Genomic DNA, 24,725 nt, shown 5'->3' on the forward strand with positions numbered 1-24,725 from the left:
AGCGGTGCGATTCGTGGCGGAGCTGAGCGAATGCCGCGATCAGGCCGAGCCCGATCGTTGTCGGTTCGTTAGCCGGTCAGGCCGACTTTGCGCGCTAGTTCAACGGTACGGTTGGCGTAGCCCCACTCATTGTCGTACCAGGCGTAGAGCTTCACCTGAGTTCCATTGACGACCATGGTCGACAGCGCGTCGATGATCGAGGATCGCGGATCGGTACGGTAGTCGATGGAAACCAGTGGGCGCTCTTCGTAACCCAGGATGCCCCGGAGGGGGCCTTCGCTCGCGGCCGCCTGCAGCAACTGGTTGACCTCATCGATGCTAGTCGGGCGTTCCACCTCGAATACACAATCGGTTAGCGAGGCGTTCGCCAGCGGAACACGCACTGCGTGGCCGTTGAGCTTGCCGCGTAGTTCGGGAAAGATCTCTGCGATGGCTGTCGCCGAACCGGTGGTAGTGGGGATCAGGCTCATGCCCGACGCGCGCGCCCGTCGCAGATCCTTGTGTGGTTGATCTAGGATGCTCTGGGTATTGGTCAGGTCGTGAATGGTAGTGATCGAACCGTGACGGATGCCCAGATGCTCGTGGATCACCTTGACTACCGGTGCCAGACAATTGGTGGTGCAAGACGCGGCGGTGACGATACGGTGTTGCGCAGGATCGAACAACTCGTCGTTGACGCCCATGACGATATTGAGAGCACCGGCTTCTTTGACCGGCGCGCTGACCACGACGCGTTTCACGCCCTGCCGTAAATAGTCTTGCAGAATTTCGACGGTCTTCATCTTGCCGCTGGCTTCGATCACCAGATCGCAATCGGACCAGTCGCTGTCTGCGATCGCCTTGTTCGCGGTCACTCGGATCCGCTTGCGCTCGATCACCAGGCAGTCGTCAGCGCTGCGCGCCTCGTGCTGCCAGCGGCCATGCACCGAATCGAAGTTCAGCAGATGGGCATGAGTGGCGGCATCGCCGGCCGGGTCGTTGATGCGGATGAATTCCAGCTCTGGCCAGGCCCAGGCGGCGCGCAGGGCCAGACGTCCGATACGGCCGAAGCCGTTGATGCCTACTTTGATCGTCATGAAAGCCACTCCATCTATATGATTCAGGTCGTTCGTGGGGCAAACATGATGATTGCCATGCCGAGCAAGGCCACGGCGCAGCCGAGCAGGTCCCAGTAGGTTGGCCGCACGCCGTCCACCAGCCACAGCCAGAGCATCGCCACGCCAACGTAGATGCCACCGTAGGCCGCATACACCCGCCCCGCGGCGGTCGGATGCAGCGACAACAACCAGGCAAACAGGGCCAGCGACAGGGCGGCGGGTACCAGCAGCCAGATGCTCTTGCCTTGCTTGAGCCAGAGATAGGGCAGGTAGCAGCCGATGATTTCCGCAACGGCGGTGATGGCGAACAGCGCAACGGTATTGAGCATTCAGGTCTCGCTAAGTGGCGCGTGGTTCAGATGGAGCGCTGGTTGACGCGTCGGGATAAAGCTTCAGCCGACTCCTTGCGTTCGGAATAGCGATCGACCAGATAGTCCTGACGGCCGCGTAATAGAAGGGTGAATTTCATCAGCTCCTCCATGACGTCAACCAGTCGGTCATAGAAGGCGGACGGCTTCATGCGGCCAGCGTCGTCGAACTCGAGAAATGCCTTGGGCACCGACGACTGATTGGGGATGGTGAACATACGCATCCAGCGACCCAACACGCGCAGCTGATTGACCACGTTGAACGACTGCGAGCCGCCGCAGACCTGCATCACCGCGAGGGTTTTGCCTTGCGTGGGCCGAACAGCGCCAAGGGCGAGAGGAACCCAATCGATCTGCGCCTTGAATACAGCGCTCATCGAACCGTGCCGCTCCGGAGAGCACCAGACCTGACCTTCCGACCAAGTCATCAGATCGCGCAGCTCCTTGACCTTCGGATGCGTGTCTGGCGCGTCGTCGGGCAATGGCAACCCTGACGGATCGAAAATACGGGTCTCGGCGCCAAGCCGCCGCAGCAAACGCGAGGCTTCGTCGACCATCAGACGGCTGAACGAGCGCTCGCGGTTCGAACCGTACAGCAGAAGAATCCGCGGCGGATGGGGCAGGTCACCTGAATAACCGAGCCTTTCCAAGTTGGGAAGGGCGAACGACTCGTCTTCGATGTTGGGTAAATGCGACTGCAGATCGGTATCGGTCATGTGGGCTCCTTGTTCGCTCAGCCACATACGGAGGTGCGTTCAGGTCGGTTGCGCATGGCATCCAGACGCTGGCTGCTGGACGCCAGCCAGTGCTTGTTGGCGTTGAGGATGGTCTGAAGCATTTGATGAACCCAGTCAGGCAGGTGCGGATGGAGGCGGTAGTACACCCACTGGCCCTGGCGCCGGTCGGCCAGCAATCCGCAATTGCGGAGCTGCGCCAGGTGGCGGGAGACTTTGGGCTGGATCTCATCCAGGGCACAGGTCAGTTCGCAGACGCACAGTTCACCTTCGCGGGCGATGAGCAACGTCATCCGCGCACGGGTTTCGTCGGCCAGACATTTGAAAACGGTGGTAGGGGTCAAGTGCTCGATCATCGAGAGTCGGTGCCATCGAGAAGATATGGTTTTGCGAATATATTTGTTTCGGCATATTAGGTAAAGGTTTCGTTGTCTTCGATCAATCAGCTTAGGACCTAAGACGGCTATGCTTAAGGGGCCGAAAGCGCTACGCTTTGCGACTATAAACATATCAAACAGCGTATGTCAGTTGTTACCCCGAAACCAGGATTCCGAATGTCCAGTCAATGTGAAGTCGACAAAAGATCTGGGGCGCCGTCGCTCGGTTTCTTCGAGCGTTTTCTGACGGTCTGGGTGTTTTGTTGCATCGTCGCCGGAACGCTGCTCGGGCTCTATGCGCCGACCGCTGCGCGTGCTGTGGGCGGGTTGGAAATCGCCCATGTAAACATTCCGGTCGGCCTGCTGATTTGGGTGATGATCGTTCCGATGCTGATGAAGATCGATTTCTCTTCGCTGCGCGAGGTGTATGCCCAGCGCGTGAGCATGGGCGTCACGCTGTTTGTCAACTGGGCCGTTAAGCCCTTCACTATGGCGTTGCTCGGCTGGCTATTCATCAAACATGTGTTCGCTCCCTGGCTACCTGCAGCCGAGCTGGACAGCTACATGGCCGGGCTGATCCTTCTGGGCGCTGCGCCTTGCACGGCGATGGTCTTTGTCTGGAGCAACCTCTGCAACGGCAACGCGAATTTCACCCTCACCCAAGTGGCACTCAATGATCTGGTGATGGTGTTCGCCTTTGCTCCGATCGTGGCCTTGCTATTGGGTGTGTCATCCATTCCGGTGCCCTGGGATACGCTGTTGTTCTCTGTGTTGTTGTATATCGTGATCCCACTGGCCATCGCCCAGTTCATTCGTGCCCGGCTGATCCGGCGAGGGGCAGCGGCATTCCAGGCAGCGCTGACTGGCAGCGCGCCGTTTTCGATCGCGGCACTGTTGGTCACACTGGTTCTGTTGTTTTCGTTCCAGGGCGAGGCGATCGTCGAACAACCATTGATCATCGCCATGCTGGCGGTGCCAATCTTTTTGCAGACGTTATTCATCGCGGGCCTCGGCTATTGGCTGAATCGTAAATGGCAGGTCCGCCATGACGTCGCCGGCCCCTCTGCGATGATTGGCGCGTCTAATTTCTTCGAGCTGGCGGTAGCGGTCGCCATTGTGCTGTACGGATTCGACTCAGGGGCGGCGCTCGCCACGGTGGTAGGCGTACTGATCGAAGTGCCGGTCATGCTCTGGCTGGTCCGTACGGTCAATCAAAGTCGCGCGTGGTACAGCCGAGCTCTGCGCCAGCCATGACTCCTGTTCGATCGCAGGTGCGATCAACCCATACGGCCTAAATTCCTGAGCAGCCGATTGTCAGTCAGACGACCCACGAGCGATTCAGCTCGGGCAGCAACCCCAGGGCTGACGAGGCGGGCAGACAAAAAGCGGCACCGCCGGTTTCAGGCTATGTTGATCAATGAGTCAGGCTTGCATCTGGCCTCTGATGCTCCCATAAAGGAGCAGGCTGTGGGTGGAGGGGTGATGCCATATGGCCATAAAGCGATGTATGGTCTGGGTAAGCCGATGTGTTTTTTGTTAAAGTCCGCCGCTTGCGAAGCGAGCAGTCAGCCAGCTTTGAATTTGCACAGAAAGAGGTGTCTGCTTGATTAGGGTGCTTGTGGTCGATGACCACGATCTAGTGCGCACAGGCATTTCCCGAATGCTTGCCGATATCGATGGCCTACAGGTAGTCGGACAGGCGGAATCCGGCGAGATTGCGCTCAAGAAGTCGCGGGAGCTCAAGCCGGACGTCGTGCTGATGGATGTCAAAATGCCGGGCATTGGCGGCCTCGAGGCCACCCGTAAGCTCCTGCGCAGCCACCCGGACATCAAAGTCATCGCTGTCACTATCTGCGAAGAAGATCCCTTCCCTACGCGACTGTTACAGGCGGGCGCCGCCGGTTACCTGACGAAAGGCGCGGCGCTCGACGAGATGATTCAGGCGATTCGCATGGTCTTTGCCGGGCAGCGCTACATCAGTCCACAGATCGCCCAGCAACTGGCACTTAAATCGTTTCAGCCGAAGGTCAACGGCTCACCCTTCGATCTTCTCTCCGAGCGGGAGATCCAGATTGCCCTGATGATCGCTAACTGCCAGAAGGTACAGACCATTTCAGACAAGCTTTGCCTGTCGCCGAAAACGGTCAACACTTACCGTTACCGCATCTATGAAAAGCTTTCGGTGACCAGCGACGTCGAGTTGGCGCTGCTCGCCGTCCGTCACGGCATGGTCGACACCATCAATTGATGAGCGGCTTCGATTCCTCCGCTTTTCTGGCTTCCTGCAGCGGACGTCCCGGCGTCTACCGGATGTTCGATGCCGACGCCAAGCTGCTCTACGTGGGCAAGGCGAAAAATCTCAAGAAGCGTCTGGCAAGTTATTTCCGCAAGACCGGGCAGGCGCCTAAAACCGCCGCGCTGGTAGCCCGCATCGCGCAGGTCGAAACCACTATCACGGCGAATGAAACCGAAGCGCTGCTGCTCGAACAGACGTTGATCAAACAGTGGCGCCCGCCTTACAACATCCTGCTGCGCGACGATAAGTCGTATCCCTACGTGTTTCTTTCGAGCGGCGAATTTCCTCGGCTCAGTATTCATCGCGGTGCAAAGAAGGAGGCGGGACGTTATTTCGGCCCGTACCCCAGCGCCGGCGCAATTCGCGAAAGCCTGGGTCTGCTGCAAAAGGCCTTCTTCGTGCGCCAATGCGAAGACAGCTACTACCGCAACCGCACCCGACCTTGTCTGCAGTATCAGATCAAGCGTTGCAAGGCACCTTGCGTGAAGCTGGTCGACGCCGACGAATATGCAGAAGATGTCCGGCATTCTGTGATGTTCCTGGAGGGGCGCAGCAATGCCCTGGCCGAGGAGCTGTCGAAGAACATGGAGAAGGCAGCGGCGGCGCTCGATTTCGAGCGCGCCGCGCAGATTCGCGATCAGATCGGCATTCTGCGTCGCGTGCAAGATCAACAGAGCATGGAAGGCGGCAGCGGTAACGTCGATATCGTCGCCGCCGTGGTGAGCCCAGGCGGTGCCTGTGTGCATTTGATTAGCGTGCGTGGCGGGCGGGTTCTCGGCAGTAAGAATTTCTTCCCGCAGGTCGCCATCGAAGAGAGCGTCAGCGACGTGCTCCAGGCATTCCTGGAGCAGTACTACCTCAGCTCCATGGAGCGCGATCTCCCCGCGGAGCTGATCGTCAATACGGTTCACGAAGACTTCGATACCTTGATCAGCGCGGTTGCAGAGCTGCGCGACGTCGAGCTGACGATCACTCATCGTGTTCGTGGAACCCGGGCACGCTGGCAGCAGCTGGCCCTGACCAACGCCGAGCAGGCACTCGGGGCGCGGTTGGCGAACCGTCAACATTTGGCGGCCCGTTTCCAGGCCCTGGCCGAGGCGTTGGAGCTGGACGAACTGCCCACCCGCCTGGAATGTTTCGATATCAGCCATTCCAGCGGTGAGGCCACGGTCGCGTCCTGTGTGGTATTCGGCCCGGAAGGGCCGCTGAAATCTGATTACCGTCGCTACAACATCGAAGGTGTCACTGCCGGCGATGACTATGCAGCGATGCATCAGGCGCTCTCACGGCGATTCAAGAAAGCCGCCGAGGGGGAGGGCAAGCTCCCTGACATATTGCTGGTGGACGGCGGCAAGGGGCAGTTGAACATGGCCCGCGAGGTCCTGCAGGAGCTTGCCGTGCCGGAGCTGATCCTGCTGGGCGTGGCCAAGGGCGTGACGCGTAAACCCGGTCTGGAGACGCTCTATCTCAATGACGCCGCGCATGAATTCACGCTGCCTGGCGATTCCCCGGCGTTGCATCTGATCCAGCAAGTACGCGACGAGGCTCACCGTTTCGCCATCACTGGCCATCGCGCACGCCGCGCAAAGACGCGAACGACCTCTACGTTGGAGGGTGTGCCGGGCATCGGACCGAAACGTCGTCGCGAACTGCTCAAGCACTTTGGTGGTCTTCAAGAACTCTGCCGCGCCAGTCTCGATGAAATCGCCAAGGCGCCCGGGATCAGCAAAAAGCTCGCCGAATCGATTTATGCCGCTCTGCACAGTGAGTAGAATCGCCCCCTAAATCTGCGGATCAGTGGTATCGATGAACATTCCAAATATTCTCACCGTGCTACGTGTACTGCTGATACCGATTATCGTCCTGTTGTTCTATCTTCCTTTCCACTGGAGCTATTTAGCCTCGAGCGCCGTGTTCACCGTTGCCGCGCTTACCGATTGGCTGGACGGTTACCTCGCCCGTAGGCTCCAGCAAAGCACGCCATTCGGTGCCTTCCTCGATCCGGTCGCGGACAAGCTGATGGTGGCGGTGGCACTGGTGTTACTGGTCGAAGAACATTCGAACCTTTGGCTGACCTTACCGGCGGCCATCATCATCGGACGCGAGATCGTGGTGTCGGCTCTACGTGAGTGGATGGCGGAACTGGGCGCGCGGGCCCAGGTGGCGGTCTCCAGCCTGGGTAAATGGAAAACGGCGGCGCAGATGGTGGCGCTGGTGATCCTTTTAGCCAACCCGCCACTGGTAACTGTTTGGGTAGGGCTTGGCTATGCATTGCTAATCATCGCTGCCGCATTGACCTTGTGGTCGATGATCAATTACCTGATGGCCGCCTGGCCCCACCTAAGTCCTACAGAAAAGAAATAAAAACTTTTTTAATCAAAGGCTTGACGGGGGGCGCTGAAACTATAAAATGGCGCCCGTCACCAAGACGATGCGGGAATAGCTCAGTTGGTAGAGCACGACCTTGCCAAGGTCGGGGTCGCGAGTTCGAGTCTCGTTTCCCGCTCCAGTTTGTTGACGATGACGCCGCAATATGCGGCGTCATCGTTTTGAGGCCGGTTGGCAGAGTGGTTATGCAGCGGATTGCAAATCCGTGTACGCCGGTTCGATTCCGACATCGGCCTCCATTAGTGAAGAAACCGCAAGCGCAAGCTTGCGGTTTTTTTATGCCTTCGATTCGGCGGGTTGGGTATTCTGGCGCTTCCGATTCAGAGGTGTCTGGTCGTCCAATGCTTGGTCGAGGAGCCCGCTAACGGAACTGCAGCGAGCCATTGCACAACCAAATCCGAGCACTGGATTGATCCTGGCTCCTGTCGCGCTGAACGCAGCTCTTCCATCTCCGGCGTGCCGTTCGGGTTGCACCTCGACGGGTGGCTGGTTATAGTCCTGCGCCGCGATCGAGCATCGCGCTCACCGTCTGCCCGGATGGCGAAACTGGTAGACGCAAGGAACTTAAAATTTCCCGTGTAAAGCTTTTTTGCTTTTTCCGCTGGGATCAAAAGCCGGTGGGCAAGGGGTTGCGAGCAGTAGGCGGTAGCGTCGTAGTTCGTTTTTTCGGACTAGGTGTCAGCTAGGTGCCAATAGATTGCGGTACGTGAATTTACGCGTTGCACACTACGCCCGAGTGGTGAAATCGGTAGACACAGGGGACTTAAACAATTTGAGCCTTCGGAGGGAAACGTCCGAAGTGAAGCCCGTCAAATTCGGCGAAAGCCCTGGACCCTTCGGTGTCCGAGCCAACGCCGAGCCAAGCCCAAGCCCTGCTTGGGAAGGTGTAGAGAGCAGACGGCGGGCACCTACGGCCGCAAGGCTATGGTGAAGGCGTGCTCCAGCCCACGAACGTTCGGCAACTTGCTGGGCGGCGGTGAAAGCCGAAGTGGGAAGAAAATCCCCCGCCGTAAGGCGTGCCGGTTCGAGTCCGGCCTCGGGCACCAATTTGAAAGCCGACCTTGTAGATGCAAGGTCGGCTTTTTTATGGCGATTCGCATATGGCCTACCTTATCTGCGGGTTGATGCCTCAAAGCAGCGCGGACTATCGTCGCGAGGCTATGTGATTCCGTGCCGGCTACCTGGCAAGCTGCCGCTACGACGAAGTCGTTCGATATCGATTGAGGTTTTGTGGCCAGGGTCTACTAAGTTGGGCAGCTGTCATTTCGTCCAGTGCTGATGACCAAGGAAGATGAAGCGTTGATCGTCGCGGTTCGTGAGCGTCTTGAAGCGTCCCAGCGCGTGAAGGTAGCGCTGGATGATCTATAGCCTGGTGTTTGACGCGGGCGCATTAAAGAATGGAATGAAGTGATATTTGATGTTCATGTCGGTTCAAGATTGGCCACCAAGCTCTACCGAGAGTGAGACGAGCACCCACCCCGCCAACTGAGGTGAGGCCGGCCTTGCGAACCTCCGGCCACAAACAAACCTGCCGCAAAAATGCGCTATCTCGGCCAATAACAGCCGCTTAGATTCACAAAAACGCCACGCAACACACCCGCACGATTCAACTGGTACATGACTTATCCCGAATGCGGCGGGACTGCTGTCTATTAACAATCAACTCCGTTGTTGCCTATCTAGTGCAGCGTAGGACCGCCACGTGGCTACGAATCCTGCGTAACAGCGCCGGAATAAAACATTCATTTACGAATGTAAACCCTCGTAAATGCGAGTGATTGCCATTAGAATCCACGACCTTTAGTGGGTTGTCTTTCAGACAGTCACCTGTACGGTCCCTTTCGGAGTACATCCAATGCGTAACTTCTCGTTCCGAGCGTTAGCTGGGATTATGTTTTCCTCACTATTGTTTTGCACACAGTTGCAGGCTGCCGAACGTGTTGTCGATAGCGTATACGGGCCTGTCAAGCTCAACGGCGTACCCCAGCGCGTGGTTGCGCTCGATGAAAACGCGTTGGATGTAGCACTTGCGCTTGGCGTTCAGCCTGTGGGTGCCTTAGCGAGCCGGGGCGGTACCGATGTACCGGATTACCTTAAGGATAAAGCTGGCAAGATCGCTCTTGTCGGTAGCGTCCGCGAACCGAATCTTGAAGCGATTCTGACTTTGCAGCCGGACCTCATCCTGGCGTCCTCCGAGTTGCCTAGGGCGCAGTACGACCGACTCAGCCTGATCGCCCCGACCATTGTGCCCAAAGGCGGTTCATTTCAAGACTGGCGGACAGTCAATAGCCTCTACGCCCTGGCGCTTGATAAACAGGATGAAGGCGCGGCACTGGAAGATGAAATCGATGCCCGTTCGGTAGCGCTACGTGAACGCCTTTCCGGTAGTCCCCAGGTCAGCGTAATTCGCTGGAATCCCCAGGGTCCTTTCATCATGTCTAGCCGACTGTTTGTCGGCCAGCTATTGGATGCGGTAGGGCTCAAGCCAAACGAGCTATCGACCCAAACAAAGAAGCCGCATACGGACATCCTTAGCTTGGAAAATCTCAGCAAGGCCGACGCCGACTGGATCTTCCTCGCCACACTCAACAGTGATGGTCAGAAGGCGCTGGAAGAAGCCCGCAAACAACCCGCCTTCAATCGTTTGGGTGCAGTTAAAAACGGGCATGTCGTGTCGGTTGATGGTCAGATATGGAGCAGCAGTGCGGGGTATCTTGCAGCGCACCGCATCCTGGACGATGTAGAGAAGGCCCTGCTCGACTGATGCATAGCGCCAAGCTTCCTTTGTCGCGCGCATTGGCAGTTACAGGGCTCTCCCTTTTACTGCTGTGCCTCGCGAGTCTGGTATTCGGGGCTGGCGATGTCAGTGTGTCGCGCAGCCTGCTCGCGCTTGCTGGCGCAGCCGATGAACAAGCGCAGTTCGTTGTATACGAATTGAGGTGGGCTCGCACTGAGCTGGCCTTGCTTGTTGGCGCGGCGCTTGGCGCTGCCGGCTTGCTGCTGCAGTCAGTGACGCGAAATCCACTGGCCGAGCCCGGCCTCATGGGCGTCAGTGCAGGCGCCTCGTTTGCGGTGGTGCTGGCCATTGCGCTGGGTGCTAGCGCAGCCTCCCTCAACTTGCTGGTTGCTGTTGGCGGTGCCCTTGTAGGCTGCGTGCTGGTCTTGCTAGTGACGCAGATGCGCGGCGTTGGCGAGGATCCGGTGCGCTTGGTGCTCGCGGGGGCAGCATTTTCGGGATTGCTCATGGCGCTTAGCAACATGCTGCTGCTCCAGGATCAGCGCACCGCAGACGAGATGCGCTTCTGGGTGATTGGCGCGCTTGCCGGACGGCCACTGGACACCTTTGGCTGGAGCCTACCTGGACTTATTGCCGGTCTCTTGCTGGCTCTACCTCTTATCCCAGCATTGGCCGCGCTTTCTCTAGGCGAGCGCGTCGCGAGCGGGTTGGGTCATCATCCGCAAATGACACGCCTGATCACGCTGCTGTCAGTGGCCCTGTTGGTCGGCACGGCCACTGCTGCGGCCGGACCGATCGGATTCGTCGGCCTGGTCGTACCGTTCATTGCCCGGCGTCTGGTCGGTACCGACATTCGCCGAACCTTCGCGCTTGCGATACTGATTGGCCCGTGCATTGTGCTGTTTGCCGACGTTGTGTCTCGTCTTGCGGTTCGCCCATATGAGCTTCCAGTGGGGGTTATCACCGCTTTCGTCGGCGCCCCGATTCTAATTGCCGTAGTGCGCAGCCATAGGTTGCCGACGTTATGAACCAAGCCTCCCTCATGCACGCTTCAGGCGGCTATTGCTTACTGCGATTTGCCTCGCTGTCCTTCCTCGTCCACCGGCGCAGCATGCTGGTTGCCGCCTGCCTGTGCCTTGCCCTGATCTTGACGGTGGGCTGGCTATTGGCCGCAGGTTCGCCGGGGCTTAGCCAGTGGCAGGCACTGCGTGCTGCCTTTGGTGACGGGGAGCCGATTCACCTACTACTTGTCCGTGAGTTGCGCTTACCCAGGCTCAATGCGGGCTTGCTCAGCGGGGCGGCCCTCGGTGCTGCGGGCTGCCTTTTGCAGACGCTGGCCCGCAACCGTCTGGCTACGCCCGGCGTTATCGGCATTGACGACGGCGCGACCGCCTTTGCCGTCGCCTCTATCGTGGCCATCCCAACCAGCATCGCTCCATCGATGCTGGCCCTGTCCGGTGCGGCCACGGCGGCAGCCTTGACGTTCGCTCTAGCCATGGGCTCAGGCGCGCGGGGTTATCGCTTCATCGTCGTGGGTATCGCGATCGGCGTGCTGTTCGGTGCGCTGACGAACCTGATGCTGGCGCGTACTGACATCGATGCAGCCAACGCCGCTTACCCTTGGACAATTGGAAGCCTTAACGCACGCCCCGAGCAAGCAGTGTTCCTGTTGGGTATAGGCCTGGCGATCGGCCTCCCAGCGGCCAAGCTGCTGACCCGGCCCCTGGCCCTGATGCGATTCTCTGACAATGTGGCAATCGGGCTTGGAGCCCGCCTGCAGTTGATGCGAGTGCTGACGCTCGTACTGACCGTGTGGCTGACCGCCTTGGCCGTCGCGGTAGTAGGCCCGGTCGGGTTGATCGCGTTAGTTGCACCCGAGATGGCTCGCTACCTATGCCGACAACACGGAGTACCCGTTATCAACGCTGCGCTTAGCGGTGCGCTGTTGATGATCATCGCCGACTGGGTGGGCCGCACCGTGCTCGCTCCAATCGAGATCCCTGTAGGCATCATCATGGCAATCGTAGGCGGGCCTTATTTGATCTGGATTCTGCTACGTCAACCTTCTCGGACCCTCTCATGAGCGAACTTCCCAGCATCCTCACAGAACGAAACGCCATCGACGTCCGGCTGGAGGCCAGTGCCCTCTGCATGGGCTACGGTGGCTCATCGGTGATCGAAGGGCTCGACTTGCTATTGCCCAAGGGCAAGGTAACGGCCATTGTCGGCCCCAATGGTTGTGGCAAGTCCACGCTTCTTGCAGGGCTTGCGCGCCTGCACAAGCCCAGCAGTGGCGCCGTGCTGCTCAATGGCAAGGCCATTACCGAGCTGCCGACTCGAGAGGTTGCGCAACAGCTGGCGTTGTTGCCACAGGAAGCCAGCGCGCCGGATGGCCTAACCGTTGCTGAGCTGATCCGCTTCGGCCGACAACCACATCAAAGGCTGCTCCAGCAATGGAGCGAGCACGATCAGGCCGTCATCGAAGCCGCTCTGTACGCCGCCAATCTGACCGAGCTGGCCGACCGCCCTTTACAGTCGATGTCAGGAGGCCAACGTCAGCGAGCCTGGATCGCCATGGCCATCGCACAAGACACTCCCTTGCTGCTGCTGGATGAGCCCACATCGGCCCTCGACCTGGGCCATCAGATCGAAGTTTTCGACCTGATTCGCCAGCTTGCCGCAGCGGGGAAAACCATCGTCATGGTCGTGCACGATCTAACGAGTGCCTGCCGTTACGCCGATCATCTTGTAGCTATGCACGCGGGACGCGTGATTGCGCAAGGCATACCTGACGACGTCGTTACGCCGGCTTTAGTCGAGGCGCTCTACGGCGTCAGATGCACGATGCTCCGCGATCCGCTGCATGGCACTCCTATAATCTCGGCCGTCACACGTTCAATTAAACAGCCAGCGGCGTAACACCCTATGCCCCCACCTTGCAGTCTCCTCTCGATATTCAGGAGTACCTACTTACCTCCGATAAGCCGACTTGCGATGCTCGGTGACCAGCCGAATCGGTGCTGACGTTCATGAGTTCGTAAATGGGCAGCGTGGAGCTGGCCCGCGCTAGCGATATGTCGCTGTTTGGCGCGAGCAAGGCAGCACTCAACAGTCTGTTGCGCTGCTGGAGCTCCGCTGCGGACCACCCCGAAGCGTGCTTACTGGCGTTGCATCCAGGATGGGTCAAGACGGACATGGGCGGTGACAGTGCCCCAGTCGAAATTCGCGATAGTGTTGCCGGACTCATCACGGCTATCGACACCTACCGTGGCAGGCAGGGCTGCTACTTCGTCGACTATCAGCATCAAACGCTGTCGTGATGACGTGGACAGGCGAGTCAGCCCCGCTCAGTTAAGCCGCATGTCACTGGCAGACTTTCGCGCTGGCGCAAGCAGCTCGGTGCATCAGAACTCCACGCATCGAGGGCAGTACTGTCTGGGTCAACAACCCGCATGGCTCACCGCTCTGGCGAGCCATGCGAGGCGTCACTCACGAACGCTACACCGCGTTGTACGCATCGGCCTCCGTCTGATCAGGCTCCACCCCGGCGTCGGCGAGCCGACACAGAACTATGCCAGCGACACCGCAAAGGGCAAGAGCCAGGGGCATGGCGTGCGCTGGCTGAGCCGCAAGGCTTGCGACGTACCCCACCACAGCGGCCACCAGGTAATGCATGGTGCCCATCAATGCCGAGGCAACTCCCGACTGGGCTCCACCGTTGTTCATCGTAAGCGCAATCAGGTTGCCAATGATCAGGCCCAATGCACCAATGGCTATACCTAATAGCCCTGCGTAAAGCGGCAAAGGCGCTACACCGGCCAGCACAGCGATGAACAACAGTCCCCCAGCCAGTGTATGAACGCCCAGCCCCAGGTAGGTGACACGAGCAGCTGTAGCTCCACGGGATAACAACGCGTTGGAAAGCATGCCTCCGATGATCAGTCCAACGGAATTTGCAGCAAACAAATAACTGAACAGCGCTGGGCTAAGCGAGAAGTACTCTGTGAAGATAAACGCCGCACCACTAATGTAGGTGAACAGAGCGCTCATCACAAAGCCACCTGCCAGCGTATAGAGCATGAATACTCGTCTGCGCATCTGCCGAGCATATCCGCGGACGATACTGCCGGCGCTCAGCGCCACTCTACGCTCCTTCGGTAGCGACTCTGGCAGCGAGCGCATGCCCCAAACCAGTCCCACCACGGCGAGTGCCGCCAGAACCCAGAAAATGATGCGCCAGCTACCATGAGTAAGTACAAAACTACCCATCATCGGTGCCAGCACGGGAGCGATCATCATCACTTGCATCAGTAGGGAAAAAATGCGCGCTGATGAATTGACGTCACACATATCCGCAACAATGGCCCTGGGCGCAACCAGCCCGGCTGCAGCACCTATGGCTTGAACGAAGCGTGCAATCAGCAACCATTCCAACGTTGGCGCCATGGCTGCACCGACGGACCCCAGTATAAAGACCACTACCCCTGCAAGCAGCGGTAGCCTACGTCCGTAGCGGTCCAGAAGCGGTCCATACATGCATTGGCCAATGGCTAATCCGGCGAGAAATATCGCAAGAGTCTGCTGCACACTTCCGGCCGAGACACCTAGATCGTCAGCGATACTTGCCATGCCGGGCAGATACATATCGATCGCCATAGCGTCTAAGGCGGTTAGTAGCGCAAGTAATACAATCAACGGAGCCCCGAGCTGGGCTGCGTTAGCTGTTGTGGGGTTGCTCATTTGATTTCCTCTCGTACCTTTTCTGCCAACTCCAAACCGGCGGACAGCAGCCTTTGCAAAGCGCGCAGGCGATGTTCAAAGCGCTGCGCACCAACATAAATAAGCTCAACATGAAGGCTGTCTATTATTCCCAGATAGGCATCGCCGAACTGTGAGAAATCCTGCTCGGTCAGTGCCGTCGCTGAGCGCTGACGCAACTGGCTTATAAAAGCCTCAAGCAATCGCTGCAGGTAGTCTTCGTAACTGGAAGAAACCCGAGTGGAAAGACTCTTTGGCGGGAGGTATGCATTGCGCAATAGGAAGCGCATATGCATCGATTCGCCATAACGCTTGGGCAGGGATTCGCAGTAGTGCATGCCCGGCAGCGACGATGCCGATTCTGAATCAAAACATTGCTGGGCAAACGCTGCCTCTACCTGAAACGCTTCATCGAGGACGGTCAGAAACAGCGCTTGCTTGCTCTCGACGTGCGAGTAGATTGACGCCTTGCGAATACCGAGATCATTGGCAATGTCGCTCAGCGAGACTTCGTCATAACTCAGGTCGGCAAATCGGTTACCTGCCGCATCCGTGACACGTTTCATCGCGGGGGTTGGGGGATGCATAGTGCTGCCTTCAATATGAATATGTTACGGCTTCACCTCGGTTGGGCTGGCCAAGAACGTGCAACATACTCGCTAACTACCGACCGGTAGCTTAAAATTATTGATCGGTTCGATTGGAGGTTTCGATTGATGCGTAGCCGGCACGCGTTCCACGGTGGCCGCCCCGATCGCTTAACGGTACGCGCCGCCATACAACAGTGGTCGGCGCTGGGTCGATTGCGCGAGCATCCGCGCGCCAAAGGGTTTGCAGGGTGCCAAGCGCTCTCGCAGCGCTGAGTACTGTTGATCCTACAAGGCCGCTTGGGCCGGAGTTGGCTGGCGGTGGTGAGCGCCGTGGATCGTGGCAATCAATGCGTTGACGAGAGATCAACCTCGAGTCTGCTTCACGCCACTAGGACGACAGCTATCCGTGGTTTAACTGCGCATTGAGTCGATCACGGAAGCTCTGGATCAGCGGCTCGCGGGAGCGGCCTCGCCGCAGGGCAAGGGTGAAGGGGGCTTGGTAGCCGAATGTGGCTGGCAACAGCACCTTCAGGCGCTTCCGATCTACCCATTGCTGCGCATGGTGTTCTGGGAGATAACCCACATAGGCACCCGACAGTATCAGTATCAGCTGCGCCTCCATCGATTCTACGGTTGCGGCGCTGTGCTTGAAGCCGTGACGCGCCAGCTCAGTTTGGCTCCAGTAACCACGACCTACCATGCGCTGCTGTTTGACTACTTCAGCCGGTATTCGTCGCTGCGCGTACAGAGGGTGGCGGTCACTGCAGTACAACCAGTGCTGTTCACGGTACAGCGCATGGTAAATCAGTCCATTTGTACGAACCGAGAAGGCACCGATAGCCAGGTCCAGGCGATTTTCCAGCACGCCCAATTGCAGCTCGGCGGGGCTAAGCACCGCGAGGTGCAGGTGTACGGCCGGGTGCTCCTCACTGTAGGCACCAATCACTTCAGCCAGCGGAAGAGACGCATCGCTGACCGTCGAGTCAAGTACGCCGAGGTTTAGCGTCCCGCGCAGTTCACCCTTGAGGGCGGCCGCATAGCGCTCGAAGTCGTCCAGTTCAGCAAGCAAACGCAGCGTTTCTTGATGGAACAGCTCTCCCTTGGTGGTCATGCTAAACCCGCCCCGCCCCCTGTGGCATAGGGAGATACCGAGCAGCGCTTCTAGTTGACTCATGTAAGTGCTGATCGCTGATGTAGAGAGGTTCAACTCCTGCTGTGCCGCGGCGAAACCCTGGTTGCGGACCACACAAGCGAAAATGCGCAGCAGCTTTATGTCGGGCAATGCGGACGGCATGTTGAAGCTCCTGACAAGTTATCAATGCAGCCAGTCTACCGCCGAAAGTTTAGAAATCTCTGAACTGAATTTTTGCCTGTAGAGATTTGCCTGCTCTCATTTCACGAACAGAATCGACTCAAGACAACTTCAACAATTGTGAGGCTCTCCGTGGAAAGTAATCTCCACCAGCCCGTAGGCGGCAATGAGATGCCCCGTTTCGGCGGGATCGCAACCATGCTGCGCTTACCCCATGTGCAGACGCCCGATGGGTTGAACAAGCTCGACGCAGCCTTCATCGGCATCCCCCTCGACATTGGCACCTCGCTGCGTTCTGGCACTCGCTTCGGCCCCCGGCAGATCCGTAGCGAATCGGTAATGATCCGTCCTTACAACATGGCCACTGGCGCTGCGCCCTTCGATTCGTTGAATGTCGCCGATATAGGTGACGTGCCAATCAATACCTTCAACCTGCTCGACGCTGTGCGCATCATCGAAGCGCACTACGACGGCATCCTCGAGCGCGACATCACTCCGCTGACTCTGGGCGGCGACCACACCCTGACGCTGCCAATCCTACGGGCGATGAAGAGAAAGTACGGCAAGGTCGGCCTGGTACACGTTGATGCACACGCCGACGTCAACGACCACATGTTCGGCGAGAAAATCGCCCACGGTACAACTTTTCGCCGCGCTCAGGAGGAAGGCCTGCTCGACAGTGAGCGGGTGGTGCAAATCGGACTTCGGGCTCAGGGCTACACCGCCGACGACTTCAACTGGAGCCGTGCCCAGGGCTTTCGCGTGGTGCAGGCCGAGGAGTGCTGGCATCGTTCGCTGACGCCGCTGATGGAAGAGGTGCGAGCCAAAGTTAACGGCGGCCCGGTATACCTGTCCTTTGATATCGATGGCATTGATCCGGCCTGGGCACCAGGCACTGGCACGCCGGAAGTGGGCGGTCTGACCACTATTCAGGCGCTGGAAATCATTCGGGGTTGCCAGGGTTTGAACCTGATCGGCTGCGATCTGGTCGAGGTGTCACCGCCCTACGACACCACAGGCAATACTTCGCTGCTTGGCGCCAACCTGCTCTACGAAATGCTTTGCGTGCTGCCAGGGGTAGTACGGCGATGAGTCGTGAGAGCGAGGTGATAACAGCCGCAAGTGAACTGGTAGCTGCCTTTGCTAGCAACGACACGACCGGCTATTTCGCCTGCTTCAGCGAGGATGCCACTTTCGTTTTCCATACTTTGCAGAAACCGCTGCTGTCACGTTGTGAATACCGCGCGCTATGGCAGCAATGGCAGGCAGATGGGTTTGCCGTGCTCGGCTGCTGCTCAAGCAACGCTCACGTTAGCCTGCAGGGCGATGTCGCCATCTTCATCCATGACGTCGCTACACATATTCGCACCGGCGGCGAGGAACTGCACCTCAGGGAAAGGGAGACCATTGTGTTCCGCTACGACGGCGCACGCTGGCTGGCTTGCCACGAGCATTTGTCTGCCCCAAGCGCGAGTTGAAAACAGACGTGCGCGAGCGAGCCAGCTGAAGCTCGCCGTGCTGAATAACACACCTTTCGGGTGCCCTTTAGGCCCCCACGCGGCTTAGCCGTACTGCCAATGCACCACCACCTGGCGGCTGTCGGGGGTGAATAACGGTCGGCGTGCCTGCGCCAACCTAATAAAAATGTGATAGGCACTGGAGATACACATGAGCCATTCGACGCGCATCGAAACCTTTGGTGTCGAGCAGATTCCCGATTCCCAACGCGATGCTACTCCCTCTGACCTGTTCCGCCTGATATTCGGCGGTGCTAATACCTTTGCCACAGCTGTACTTGGTAGCTTCCCGGTTCTGTTCGGTCTGTCGTTCCAGGCAGGCGTTTGGGCAATCGTCCTCGGCGTAGCGGTGGGCGCACTGATTCTCGCTCCCATGGGTTTGTTCGGCGCCCTGAATGGCACTAATAATGCTGTCTCGTCCGGTGCCCACTTCGGTGTACACGGACGCATAGTCGGCTCCTTCCTCTCATTGCTCACCGCTGTGGCGTTCTTCTCGCTCTCGGTGTGGAGCTCTGGCGACGCTCTGGTTGGCGGAGCTAAACGATTGATTGGCCTGCCAGAAACAGACCTAACACTTGGCCTAGCCTACGGCTTGTTCGCCATGCTGGTACTGGTGGTGTGCATCTTCGGTTTCCGCTTCATGCTATGGGTCAACAAGATCGCAGTGTGGGCGTCCAGCCTGTTATTTCTGCTCGGTATTGTTGCTTTTGCCGGGACGTTCGACGCTGGTTACGCTGGAACTGTCAGCGTCCAACAGTCAGGTTTCTGGGCCGCGTTCATCGGTGGTGCGCTGCTGGCCATGAGCAACCCGGTCTCCTTCGGCGCTTTTCTCGGCGATTGGTCCCGCTATATTCCACGGCACACACCCAAGCGCCGCATCATGCTGGCAGTGCTCGCCGCCCAGACCGGCACACTGATCCCATTTCTGTTCGGTCTGTGCACCGCCACCCTCGTGGCGACCCAGGCCCCGCAGTACATCGAAGCCAGCAATTACGTTGGCGGCTTGCTGGCCATCTCGCCGACGTGGTTTTTCCTGCCGGTCTGCCTGATAGCCGTAATTGGTGGCATGTCTACCGGTACCACGTCGCTGTACGGTACCGGGCTGGACATGTCGAGCCTGTTCCCGCGTCTGATGAGCCGAGCGGGTGCCACTTTGTTGATCGGTGTGGCTGCCATCGCGTTCATCTTCATCGGCCGGTTCGCCTTTAATCTGGTGCAGAGCGTTTCAACCTTCGCCGTATTGATCGTGACGTGTACCAGCCCTTGGATGGTGATCATGATCCTCGGTCTGATCGTGCGACGCGGTTTCTATCGCTCCGATGATCTACAGGTATTCACCCGTGGTGAGCACGGTGGCTGCTACTGGTTCCAGCATGGCTGGAACTGGCGCGGTCTCGGGGCCTGGATTCCCAGCGCGGCGGTGGGGCTGTGCTTCGTCAATCTTCCTGGTCAATTCGTTGGACCGCTGGGCGAGCTGGCAGGCGGTATCGACGTCAGTTTGCCGATCACTCTGGGCATCGCGGCTGTGCTCTATCTCAGCCTGCTCTATCTGTTCCCTGAGCCGGTCGACGTCTACGGCCCTTCAGGCCCGCGCTGGATACGCCTGAAAAGCGGCACTAGGCATCCATTGGACGACGCCGGAATTGCTGATCGCGTCGCCGTCCGCTCTTCCGACGTAGCGCGGAACGCCCATGTCCCCGCTAGTAAAATGGGGGCGGGATCATGATCCTCGATATAACGGCCTGGCTATAGGACTTACTGCCTTTGTTGTGGGCAACCTGCTGACGCGGCCACAGGTGCCGTACCACCAGTGTGGCCTGGGTCAGGCGCCACCGTGATGAGTCGTGCCGACCCACTGGGTTGGCACGCGAATGGCTATCGAAGGATATGTTTTTACCTGTGAGTTATGCACCGGCAGGTGCTATTAACATTGCATCCTATATTCCGTCGCGCTCAGGCGTGGCTGCTGGAGCCAAACATGAGCAACTCACATTACATCGGAGGCCACTGGGTTGAAGGAGAGGGCGCTGACATCATCAGCGTTTACGATCCTTCCCTTGGCCAACCATTTGCTGAGCTGCGTGCCGCAAGCACACGCCAGGTCGACCAAGCCGTAGCCGCGGCTCGCAAAGCCTTGCCTGAGTGGAAAACAAGCGAGCCTGGCGAGCGAGCATGTTACTTACGAGGTTTTGCTGATGGCTTAGGCCGGCGGCGAGATGCGCTGATCGAGCTGCAGATGCGCAACAACGGTAAGCCGCGGCACGAGGCCGAGGTAGACATTGACGACGCCGTCGCGACCTTCGCCTATTACGCAGACCTCGCCGATGGCTTGGCCGATCAGCAGAACCGTGCGGTCTCATTGGCGGCAGCCGGCTTCAGCTCTCATAGCCGGTTGGAAGCCATTGGGGTGGTTGGACTGATCGTGCCTTGGAATTTTCCATTGGTGACCAGCGCCTGGAAGATCGCACCGGCTTTGGCTGCCGGTTGTACAGTGGTATTGAAGCCCTCGGAGGTCACCCCACTGATCGAGCAGACCTATGGCGAGATTGCCGATGAGCTGGACCTGCCTGCTGGCGTGCTGAATGTTGTAGGCGGCAAGGCAGATATAGGCAGTGCGCTGAGTGCCCATCGTGGGCTCGACAAGTTGTCCTTCACAGGCAGCAATGCCGTGGGCAGCCGAGTCATGCACAGCGCTGCTGAGCATTGCCGGCCGGTGACTTTGGAGCTGGGCGGTAAGTCGGCGATCATCGTATTCGACGACTGCAACGTCGATGAGGCTGTCGAATGGATCATGGCAGGTATCTGCTGGAACGCGGGTCAGATGTGTTCGGCCACCTCCCGCCTTCTTATCCAGAACGGCATTGCCGATGCACTCCTGCCTCGCTTGGCAGAGGCGATGATCAGATTGAGCGTTGGCAACCCACTCAATGAAGAAGTCGACATGGGGCCGCTGAGCAGCGAAGCCCAATGGCGAAAGGTCGGGGAATACCTCAGTATCGGACGGAACGAACATCTGAAATGCCTGGCTGGCGGCACGCTTGAGGTCGGGCAGGGCTGGTTTGTTGCACCGACGCTCTATGTCGACGTGCCTACCGAAAGCCGTCTATGGGTCGAGGAGATCTTTGGCCCGGTGCTCTGTGTTCGCCGGTTCGACAGCGAAGCAGAGGCGATATCTTTGGCCAACGATAGTCGTTTCGGTCTGGTTGCCACCATCGCTAGCGCCGATCTGCAGCGTGCCCAACGCGTTGCTGAGGCGATGGAGGTCGGCCATGTGTGGATCAACTCGATCCAAGCGGTGTTCGTCGAAACTTCATGGGGCGGCAACAAGGGCAGCGGCATCGGCCGGGAACTAGGCCCCTGGGGGCTTGCCGCCTACCAGGCTGTCAAGCATGTGACTCGCTGCCTTGGCTGAATTCGCTGGAGAGCCCCAAGAAACTATCAACTCGGCAAATGCATGTGCAGGAATGGGGGCGCATGGGACAAGCCGTCGATTCACACGAATTGGATGAAGACAAATGGGACGTACTCCACACACATTGTCGAAGCAATAGCTTTCATCTGCATGGCTCCAACCAAGCAGCTTGCCAACCGCCTTACGGTGTCTTCAGAGGCGCTTTAATATCAGGCTAACTGCCGAGTCTTCTATGGTGAACACTGTAGTGGTCAACCCAGGATCACCACCACGACGGACTTCGGCCAGCCAATCCTGAGCCAGTGAACGAGCCTGCTCGACGGTAAGCTCGCCGAACTGGCCAAGCGCAGGCTTTCGGCGGACGCCTGAGTTCGCTCGGTACTGAAGCATAAAGACCTTCCGGTCGGCTGGTGTAACCTTGCACATGAAGCCCGGAACGATTGTGTCCCGAGCTTAACGTCGCGGTCTGGACCTGAGCCATGACCACTACGCTTTTAGTCAGTTTGATCTTTGCCATGAGGCGCTCTCCCGAAAGGCTCCGATTCCAGGAGCCTGCTAGGAGCCAGGCGAAAGGGAACCGGAGCGGTTTGCGTCGCGCGCCGGCATATAATCTAATTCATGGATTCCCCGCAAAACCTGCTGCAGCAAGCTGTATCCAAGCCCAAGGAATACCCGGCGCGAGTGCCATGCTGCCGCTTAAAATCCCTCATCCGAAAGGGTATGCGGGTTCGATTCTCGCTCCGGGCACCAAAACGTGTGGCGTATCCGATAGTTGCGACATCTCGAAAACCGGCCTTTGCAGCCGGTTTTTTCGTTTCTACGGCCGGCCGGCCCGTACAGTGACCAATGGCAGCTCATCCGCCTGAACGCATAGGCTGGTCGATCCTCTTACCTGTACAGGGCAATAGAGAGGTGAATGATGAGCATCGAGCGTGAAGATCGCCAACCGCTGAGCAAATTCCCTACCGGCACCCGTGCCGAGAACGAAGACGATGGGGTGGTGATTCCCGGTTCGGCACCGCCGTTGAGTCCTGGACGCACCGATGTAAACCCTGACGATCAGCCGGGCGTCGATGAGTTGCCGGGCAATGAGCTGGAGCGTCCACGAGATGGCAACGATGGCGCGCCTATCGAGCGTGAGACCCCCGACATCGACGTGGACAACGCCGAGATGGATGACGTGCCCAACCCGCGCTAGCGTTGGCGCGCTACGCGCTCTGCACGCGCTTTAGTGCCGCTGGGCCGCTCGCCGGATATCTTTCGAGGTTTGTTTCGCCACTCACGTCAGCAGCACCGCCGTGCGCCGGCACCTGCGACGTGTCGTTGCGCTCAGCCACATTGCGTAGCGCCTGGCCAGGGCGTCACGTTCCATTGGCATCATATTCGGACTGACGATGAGTAAACTGACCGAGCAATACGCTGTAATAGCCGGGCTGACGGCGTTCATGGCTGGTTGCAGTGGAATAGAAACGGTACCGCCACCGGACGGTACCGATGAATATGTATTCGCTTGCAACAAGGCAGCCGGACAGCCGGGTTGCGAGGCCCGTGCGCGCGCGGTTTGTCCGAAGGGTTACGAAACGTTGAGTAGCGAAGAGAATTTCGATCGTAAGGAGCTGCGCGTTCGTTGTACGGAGAAAGGCAACGAAGACAGCTGATCGAGCCCACCGAGCGACTTCTGACAGAGCAACTGCTCGGTAGGGCGCGGTGACAATAGTTACTGTTTCATGCCGAGCAATTCTTGCGCTTCTCCCAGCGCTTCGAGCGATTGTTCGTGCTCGCCCGCCTTATGCAATTTTTCCCCCTCGGCGCGAAGTTCTTTGACTCGCGTCAGAACGGCTGGATCGCTTGGTGGATTCGTTGCCAGTTGCTCGTCGATCTTTGCCATGTCCATGGGACAGTGCATTGCCCAGAGCGGCGTGCTGACGACAGCGGCTGCGATGAATAGCAATATACGACGCATGATTCGATCTCCTGATGAGTGGCCCGCCAGTCCAGTATAGGAGCCACTCGGAAACCATGAGGTTTTCGCAGGGCGTGAGTGAGGAGTCGGCCTTCGCGGCGTGAGTTGGAGCGTTTGGCGTCGTTTGCAGACATCGCACCAATCAGCGCGATAAGTCTTCAGTAAACCGCTAGGCTGCCGACAGCTTAAAATGGCACGCGCATGATCGGCCCGATAAGATCAGCCCGTTTTCTCGATGAATCAAATGACTGGCGCGTCTTCGCTCACGCTTTGGGTGATGCCGCTGTGAATACGTGACATCCACACAATGAAGAGGCAGGGAGCATGGTGGATCTTCAGAAGACCGGGTTGCCACAGCAAGGCGCGCCGCATGTATTGGTGATCGACGATACGCCGGATGAACTCAGAGGATTGCTCACGCTTCTCAGAGCGCAGGCATGGAAAGTTTCGGTGGCAACCGAGGCCTACCAGGGCTATCAGAGAGCGTTGGCCACTCGACCAGATCTCATCGTGCTGGACGTCAGGATGCCTCAGATGAACGGCTTCAGTCTGTGTCGCCTATTGCGCGAAGCGTCGGTGACACGCCGCGTTCCGATTCTGTTTCTGACCTCCTCGGGTGCATTGGAAGAGCGGCTGGAGGGATTGACCTTGGGTGGAGTCGATTACGTACTCAAGTGCTGTGAACCAGAGGAAGTGCTCGCTCGGATCCGCATCCATCTGCAACTGACATGGCGTGATGAGCCCTGCGCCGCACCCTCGCACGAGACGGCCGATGGAGACCAACCCGATCAGGTGATTCTTCGGGCGGCGATGCGTCTGGTCGAGGAAAGGCTGGACGATCTGCCGTCGTTGTCGGTCATTTCGAGGATGGTAGGGACACACGAGAAGCGCTTGTCGATGATTTTTCGTGAGCACTTGGGCACGACCGTTTTCGGCTATATCCGCGAAGCTCGTTTGCGTCGCGGTCAGAAACTGCTCACCGACGGTTCCATGAGCATCCAGGATATCGCCGAGCTGGTCGGCTTTCGCAGCGCCTGCAATTTCACCACAGCATTCCGCCAGTGGCTGGGGATTACGCCTACCCAGTTCCGTCAACAGATCCACGGCATCTGCGAGGCCGACTCGGTCCGTTCCGCATGATTGGGTCGCGGTTTTGCCGTCTGCTGCTCGGGTTCT

Annotated in this window: 23 protein-coding genes, 2 tRNA genes and 3 pseudogenes; 19 read left to right on the plus strand and 9 right to left on the minus strand. The window is 58.4% G+C overall.

The features are described from left to right. Window positions 1–68: 68 nt before the first annotated feature. The 4 genes from UF78_RS10020 to UF78_RS10035 are packed head-to-tail and all read right to left on the minus strand — an operon-like array spanning window position 69 to window position 2,555. A complete protein-coding gene (locus UF78_RS10020) occupies window positions 69–1,076 on the minus strand; it encodes an ArsJ-associated glyceraldehyde-3-phosphate dehydrogenase (RefSeq protein ID WP_045162026.1) in 1,008 nt (335 codons plus the stop codon). A gap of 23 nt (window positions 1,077–1,099) precedes the next feature. After that, window positions 1,100–1,426 (minus strand): YnfA family protein, encoded by a 327-nt coding sequence (locus UF78_RS10025; protein ID WP_045162027.1) that lies wholly within the window; start codon window positions 1,424–1,426, stop codon window positions 1,100–1,102. A gap of 26 nt (window positions 1,427–1,452) precedes the next feature. Further along, complete coding sequence (gene arsH / locus UF78_RS10030; protein ID WP_045162079.1) at window positions 1,453–2,166, minus strand: arsenical resistance protein ArsH; 714 nt, start codon at window positions 2,164–2,166, stop codon at window positions 1,453–1,455. A gap of 32 nt (window positions 2,167–2,198) precedes the next feature. Then, window positions 2,199–2,555, minus strand: coding sequence for a metalloregulator ArsR/SmtB family transcription factor (locus UF78_RS10035; protein WP_045162028.1), 357 nt, complete (start codon window positions 2,553–2,555; stop codon window positions 2,199–2,201). Between the two features lie 198 nt (window positions 2,556–2,753). On the opposite strand from UF78_RS10035, the gene arsB reads away from it, so the two are divergent. From arsB to UF78_RS10090, 12 genes and pseudogenes are all read left to right on the plus strand, one after another. After that, window positions 2,754–3,830 carry an ACR3 family arsenite efflux transporter gene (arsB, locus tag UF78_RS10040; protein WP_045162030.1) on the plus strand — a complete coding sequence of 359 codons (1,077 nt, stop codon included), beginning with the start codon at window positions 2,754–2,756 and terminating at the stop codon, window positions 3,828–3,830. 349 nt (window positions 3,831–4,179) lie between these two features. Next, window positions 4,180–4,824: a response regulator transcription factor GacA gene (gacA, locus tag UF78_RS10045; protein WP_045162031.1), complete on the plus strand. Its 645-nt coding sequence runs from the start codon at window positions 4,180–4,182 to the stop codon at window positions 4,822–4,824. Next, window positions 4,824–6,644 carry an excinuclease ABC subunit UvrC gene (gene uvrC, locus UF78_RS10050; protein ID WP_423831468.1) on the plus strand — a complete coding sequence of 607 codons (1,821 nt, stop codon included), beginning with the start codon at window positions 4,824–4,826 and terminating at the stop codon, window positions 6,642–6,644. Before gacA ends, uvrC begins: the two co-directional genes overlap by 1 nt. Before the next feature lie 34 nt (window positions 6,645–6,678). Beyond that, window positions 6,679–7,236: a CDP-diacylglycerol--glycerol-3-phosphate 3-phosphatidyltransferase gene (gene pgsA, locus UF78_RS10055; RefSeq protein ID WP_045162033.1), complete on the plus strand. Its 558-nt coding sequence runs from the start codon at window positions 6,679–6,681 to the stop codon at window positions 7,234–7,236. 69 nt (window positions 7,237–7,305) lie between these two features. Further along, window positions 7,306–7,381: transfer RNA gene (locus tag UF78_RS10060), tRNA-Gly, on the plus strand. 44 nt (window positions 7,382–7,425) lie between these two features. Next, window positions 7,426–7,499 (plus strand) — tRNA-Cys (locus UF78_RS10065). A 1,012-nt stretch (window positions 7,500–8,511) separates the two neighbouring features. Beyond that, window positions 8,512–8,628: pseudogene (locus tag UF78_RS22595) on the plus strand (type II toxin-antitoxin system RelB/DinJ family antitoxin); the annotation flags it as partial. 487 nt (window positions 8,629–9,115) lie between these two features. Beyond that, window positions 9,116–10,024: an ABC transporter substrate-binding protein gene (locus tag UF78_RS10070; RefSeq protein WP_045162034.1), complete on the plus strand. Its 909-nt coding sequence runs from the start codon at window positions 9,116–9,118 to the stop codon at window positions 10,022–10,024. Continuing rightward, on the plus strand, window positions 10,024–11,025 hold the full coding sequence (locus UF78_RS10075) for a FecCD family ABC transporter permease (RefSeq protein ID WP_045162035.1): 1,002 nt from the start codon (window positions 10,024–10,026) through the stop codon (window positions 11,023–11,025). The genes UF78_RS10070 and UF78_RS10075 overlap by 1 nt, the downstream gene beginning before the upstream one ends. After that, complete coding sequence (locus UF78_RS10080; protein ID WP_045162036.1) at window positions 11,022–12,080, plus strand: FecCD family ABC transporter permease; 1,059 nt, start codon at window positions 11,022–11,024, stop codon at window positions 12,078–12,080. Before UF78_RS10075 ends, UF78_RS10080 begins: the two co-directional genes overlap by 4 nt. Then, on the plus strand, window positions 12,077–12,916 hold the full coding sequence (locus UF78_RS10085) for an ABC transporter ATP-binding protein (protein ID WP_045162038.1): 840 nt from the start codon (window positions 12,077–12,079) through the stop codon (window positions 12,914–12,916). The genes UF78_RS10080 and UF78_RS10085 overlap by 4 nt, the downstream gene beginning before the upstream one ends. Before the next feature lie 122 nt (window positions 12,917–13,038). Beyond that, window positions 13,039–13,317: a hypothetical protein gene (locus UF78_RS10090; RefSeq protein WP_052679298.1), complete on the plus strand. Its 279-nt coding sequence runs from the start codon at window positions 13,039–13,041 to the stop codon at window positions 13,315–13,317. A gap of 178 nt (window positions 13,318–13,495) precedes the next feature. Here the strand turns inward: UF78_RS10090 and UF78_RS10095 are convergent, their stop codons facing one another. From UF78_RS10095 to UF78_RS10105, 3 genes are all read right to left on the minus strand, one after another. Then, window positions 13,496–14,737, minus strand: a complete 1,242-nt coding sequence (locus tag UF78_RS10095; protein ID WP_045162039.1) for a multidrug effflux MFS transporter — start codon at window positions 14,735–14,737, stop codon at window positions 13,496–13,498. Beyond that, entirely contained in the window at window positions 14,734–15,342 is a 609-nt protein-coding gene (locus UF78_RS10100; protein ID WP_045162040.1) for a TetR/AcrR family transcriptional regulator, read from the minus strand. The genes UF78_RS10095 and UF78_RS10100 overlap by 4 nt, the downstream gene beginning before the upstream one ends. A gap of 403 nt (window positions 15,343–15,745) precedes the next feature. Further along, window positions 15,746–16,639, minus strand: coding sequence for a LysR family transcriptional regulator (locus UF78_RS10105; RefSeq protein ID WP_045162041.1), 894 nt, complete (start codon window positions 16,637–16,639; stop codon window positions 15,746–15,748). A gap of 150 nt (window positions 16,640–16,789) precedes the next feature. Here UF78_RS10105 and speB point away from each other — a divergent pair, with 150 nt between their 5' ends. From speB to UF78_RS10125, 4 genes and pseudogenes are all read left to right on the plus strand, one after another. Further along, the gene (gene speB / locus UF78_RS10110; protein ID WP_045162042.1) at window positions 16,790–17,749 is read left to right on the plus strand and encodes an agmatinase; all 960 of its coding nucleotides are present in this window, start codon (window positions 16,790–16,792) and stop codon (window positions 17,747–17,749) included. Further along, entirely contained in the window at window positions 17,746–18,135 is a 390-nt protein-coding gene (locus tag UF78_RS10115) for a YybH family protein (protein ID WP_045162043.1), read from the plus strand. Before speB ends, UF78_RS10115 begins: the two co-directional genes overlap by 4 nt. A gap of 190 nt (window positions 18,136–18,325) precedes the next feature. Further along, window positions 18,326–19,822 (plus strand): annotated as a pseudogene (locus UF78_RS10120) (purine-cytosine permease family protein); the annotation flags it as partial. Window positions 19,823–20,152: 330 nt separating this feature from the next. After that, window positions 20,153–21,586, plus strand: coding sequence for an aldehyde dehydrogenase family protein (locus UF78_RS10125; RefSeq protein WP_045162044.1), 1,434 nt, complete (start codon window positions 20,153–20,155; stop codon window positions 21,584–21,586). Window positions 21,587–21,838: 252 nt separating this feature from the next. On the opposite strand, the pseudogene UF78_RS22600 reads toward UF78_RS10125, so the two are convergent. Next, window positions 21,839–22,103, minus strand: a pseudogene (locus UF78_RS22600) (Arm DNA-binding domain-containing protein); the annotation flags it as partial. 399 nt (window positions 22,104–22,502) lie between these two features. Here UF78_RS22600 and UF78_RS10135 point away from each other — a divergent pair. Together UF78_RS10135 and UF78_RS10140 are read left to right on the plus strand one after the other, a co-directional pair. Beyond that, window positions 22,503–22,784 (plus strand): hypothetical protein, encoded by a 282-nt coding sequence (locus UF78_RS10135; RefSeq protein WP_230623597.1) that lies wholly within the window; start codon window positions 22,503–22,505, stop codon window positions 22,782–22,784. A 196-nt stretch (window positions 22,785–22,980) separates the two neighbouring features. Continuing rightward, a complete protein-coding gene (locus UF78_RS10140) occupies window positions 22,981–23,244 on the plus strand; it encodes a hypothetical protein (protein WP_045162046.1) in 264 nt (87 codons plus the stop codon). 59 nt (window positions 23,245–23,303) lie between these two features. Here the strand turns inward: UF78_RS10140 and UF78_RS10145 are convergent, their stop codons facing one another. After that, window positions 23,304–23,549, minus strand: a complete 246-nt coding sequence (locus UF78_RS10145) for a hypothetical protein (RefSeq protein WP_045162047.1) — start codon at window positions 23,547–23,549, stop codon at window positions 23,304–23,306. 324 nt (window positions 23,550–23,873) lie between these two features. Between UF78_RS10145 and UF78_RS10150 the strand changes: the two genes are divergently transcribed. Continuing rightward, window positions 23,874–24,689: a response regulator transcription factor gene (locus UF78_RS10150; RefSeq protein ID WP_045162048.1), complete on the plus strand. Its 816-nt coding sequence runs from the start codon at window positions 23,874–23,876 to the stop codon at window positions 24,687–24,689. The last annotated feature ends 36 nt before the right edge of the window (window positions 24,690–24,725 follow it).

The organism is Stutzerimonas stutzeri, assembly GCF_000952685.1.
Taxonomy (GTDB): domain Bacteria; phylum Pseudomonadota; class Gammaproteobacteria; order Pseudomonadales; family Pseudomonadaceae; genus Stutzerimonas; species Stutzerimonas stutzeri_E.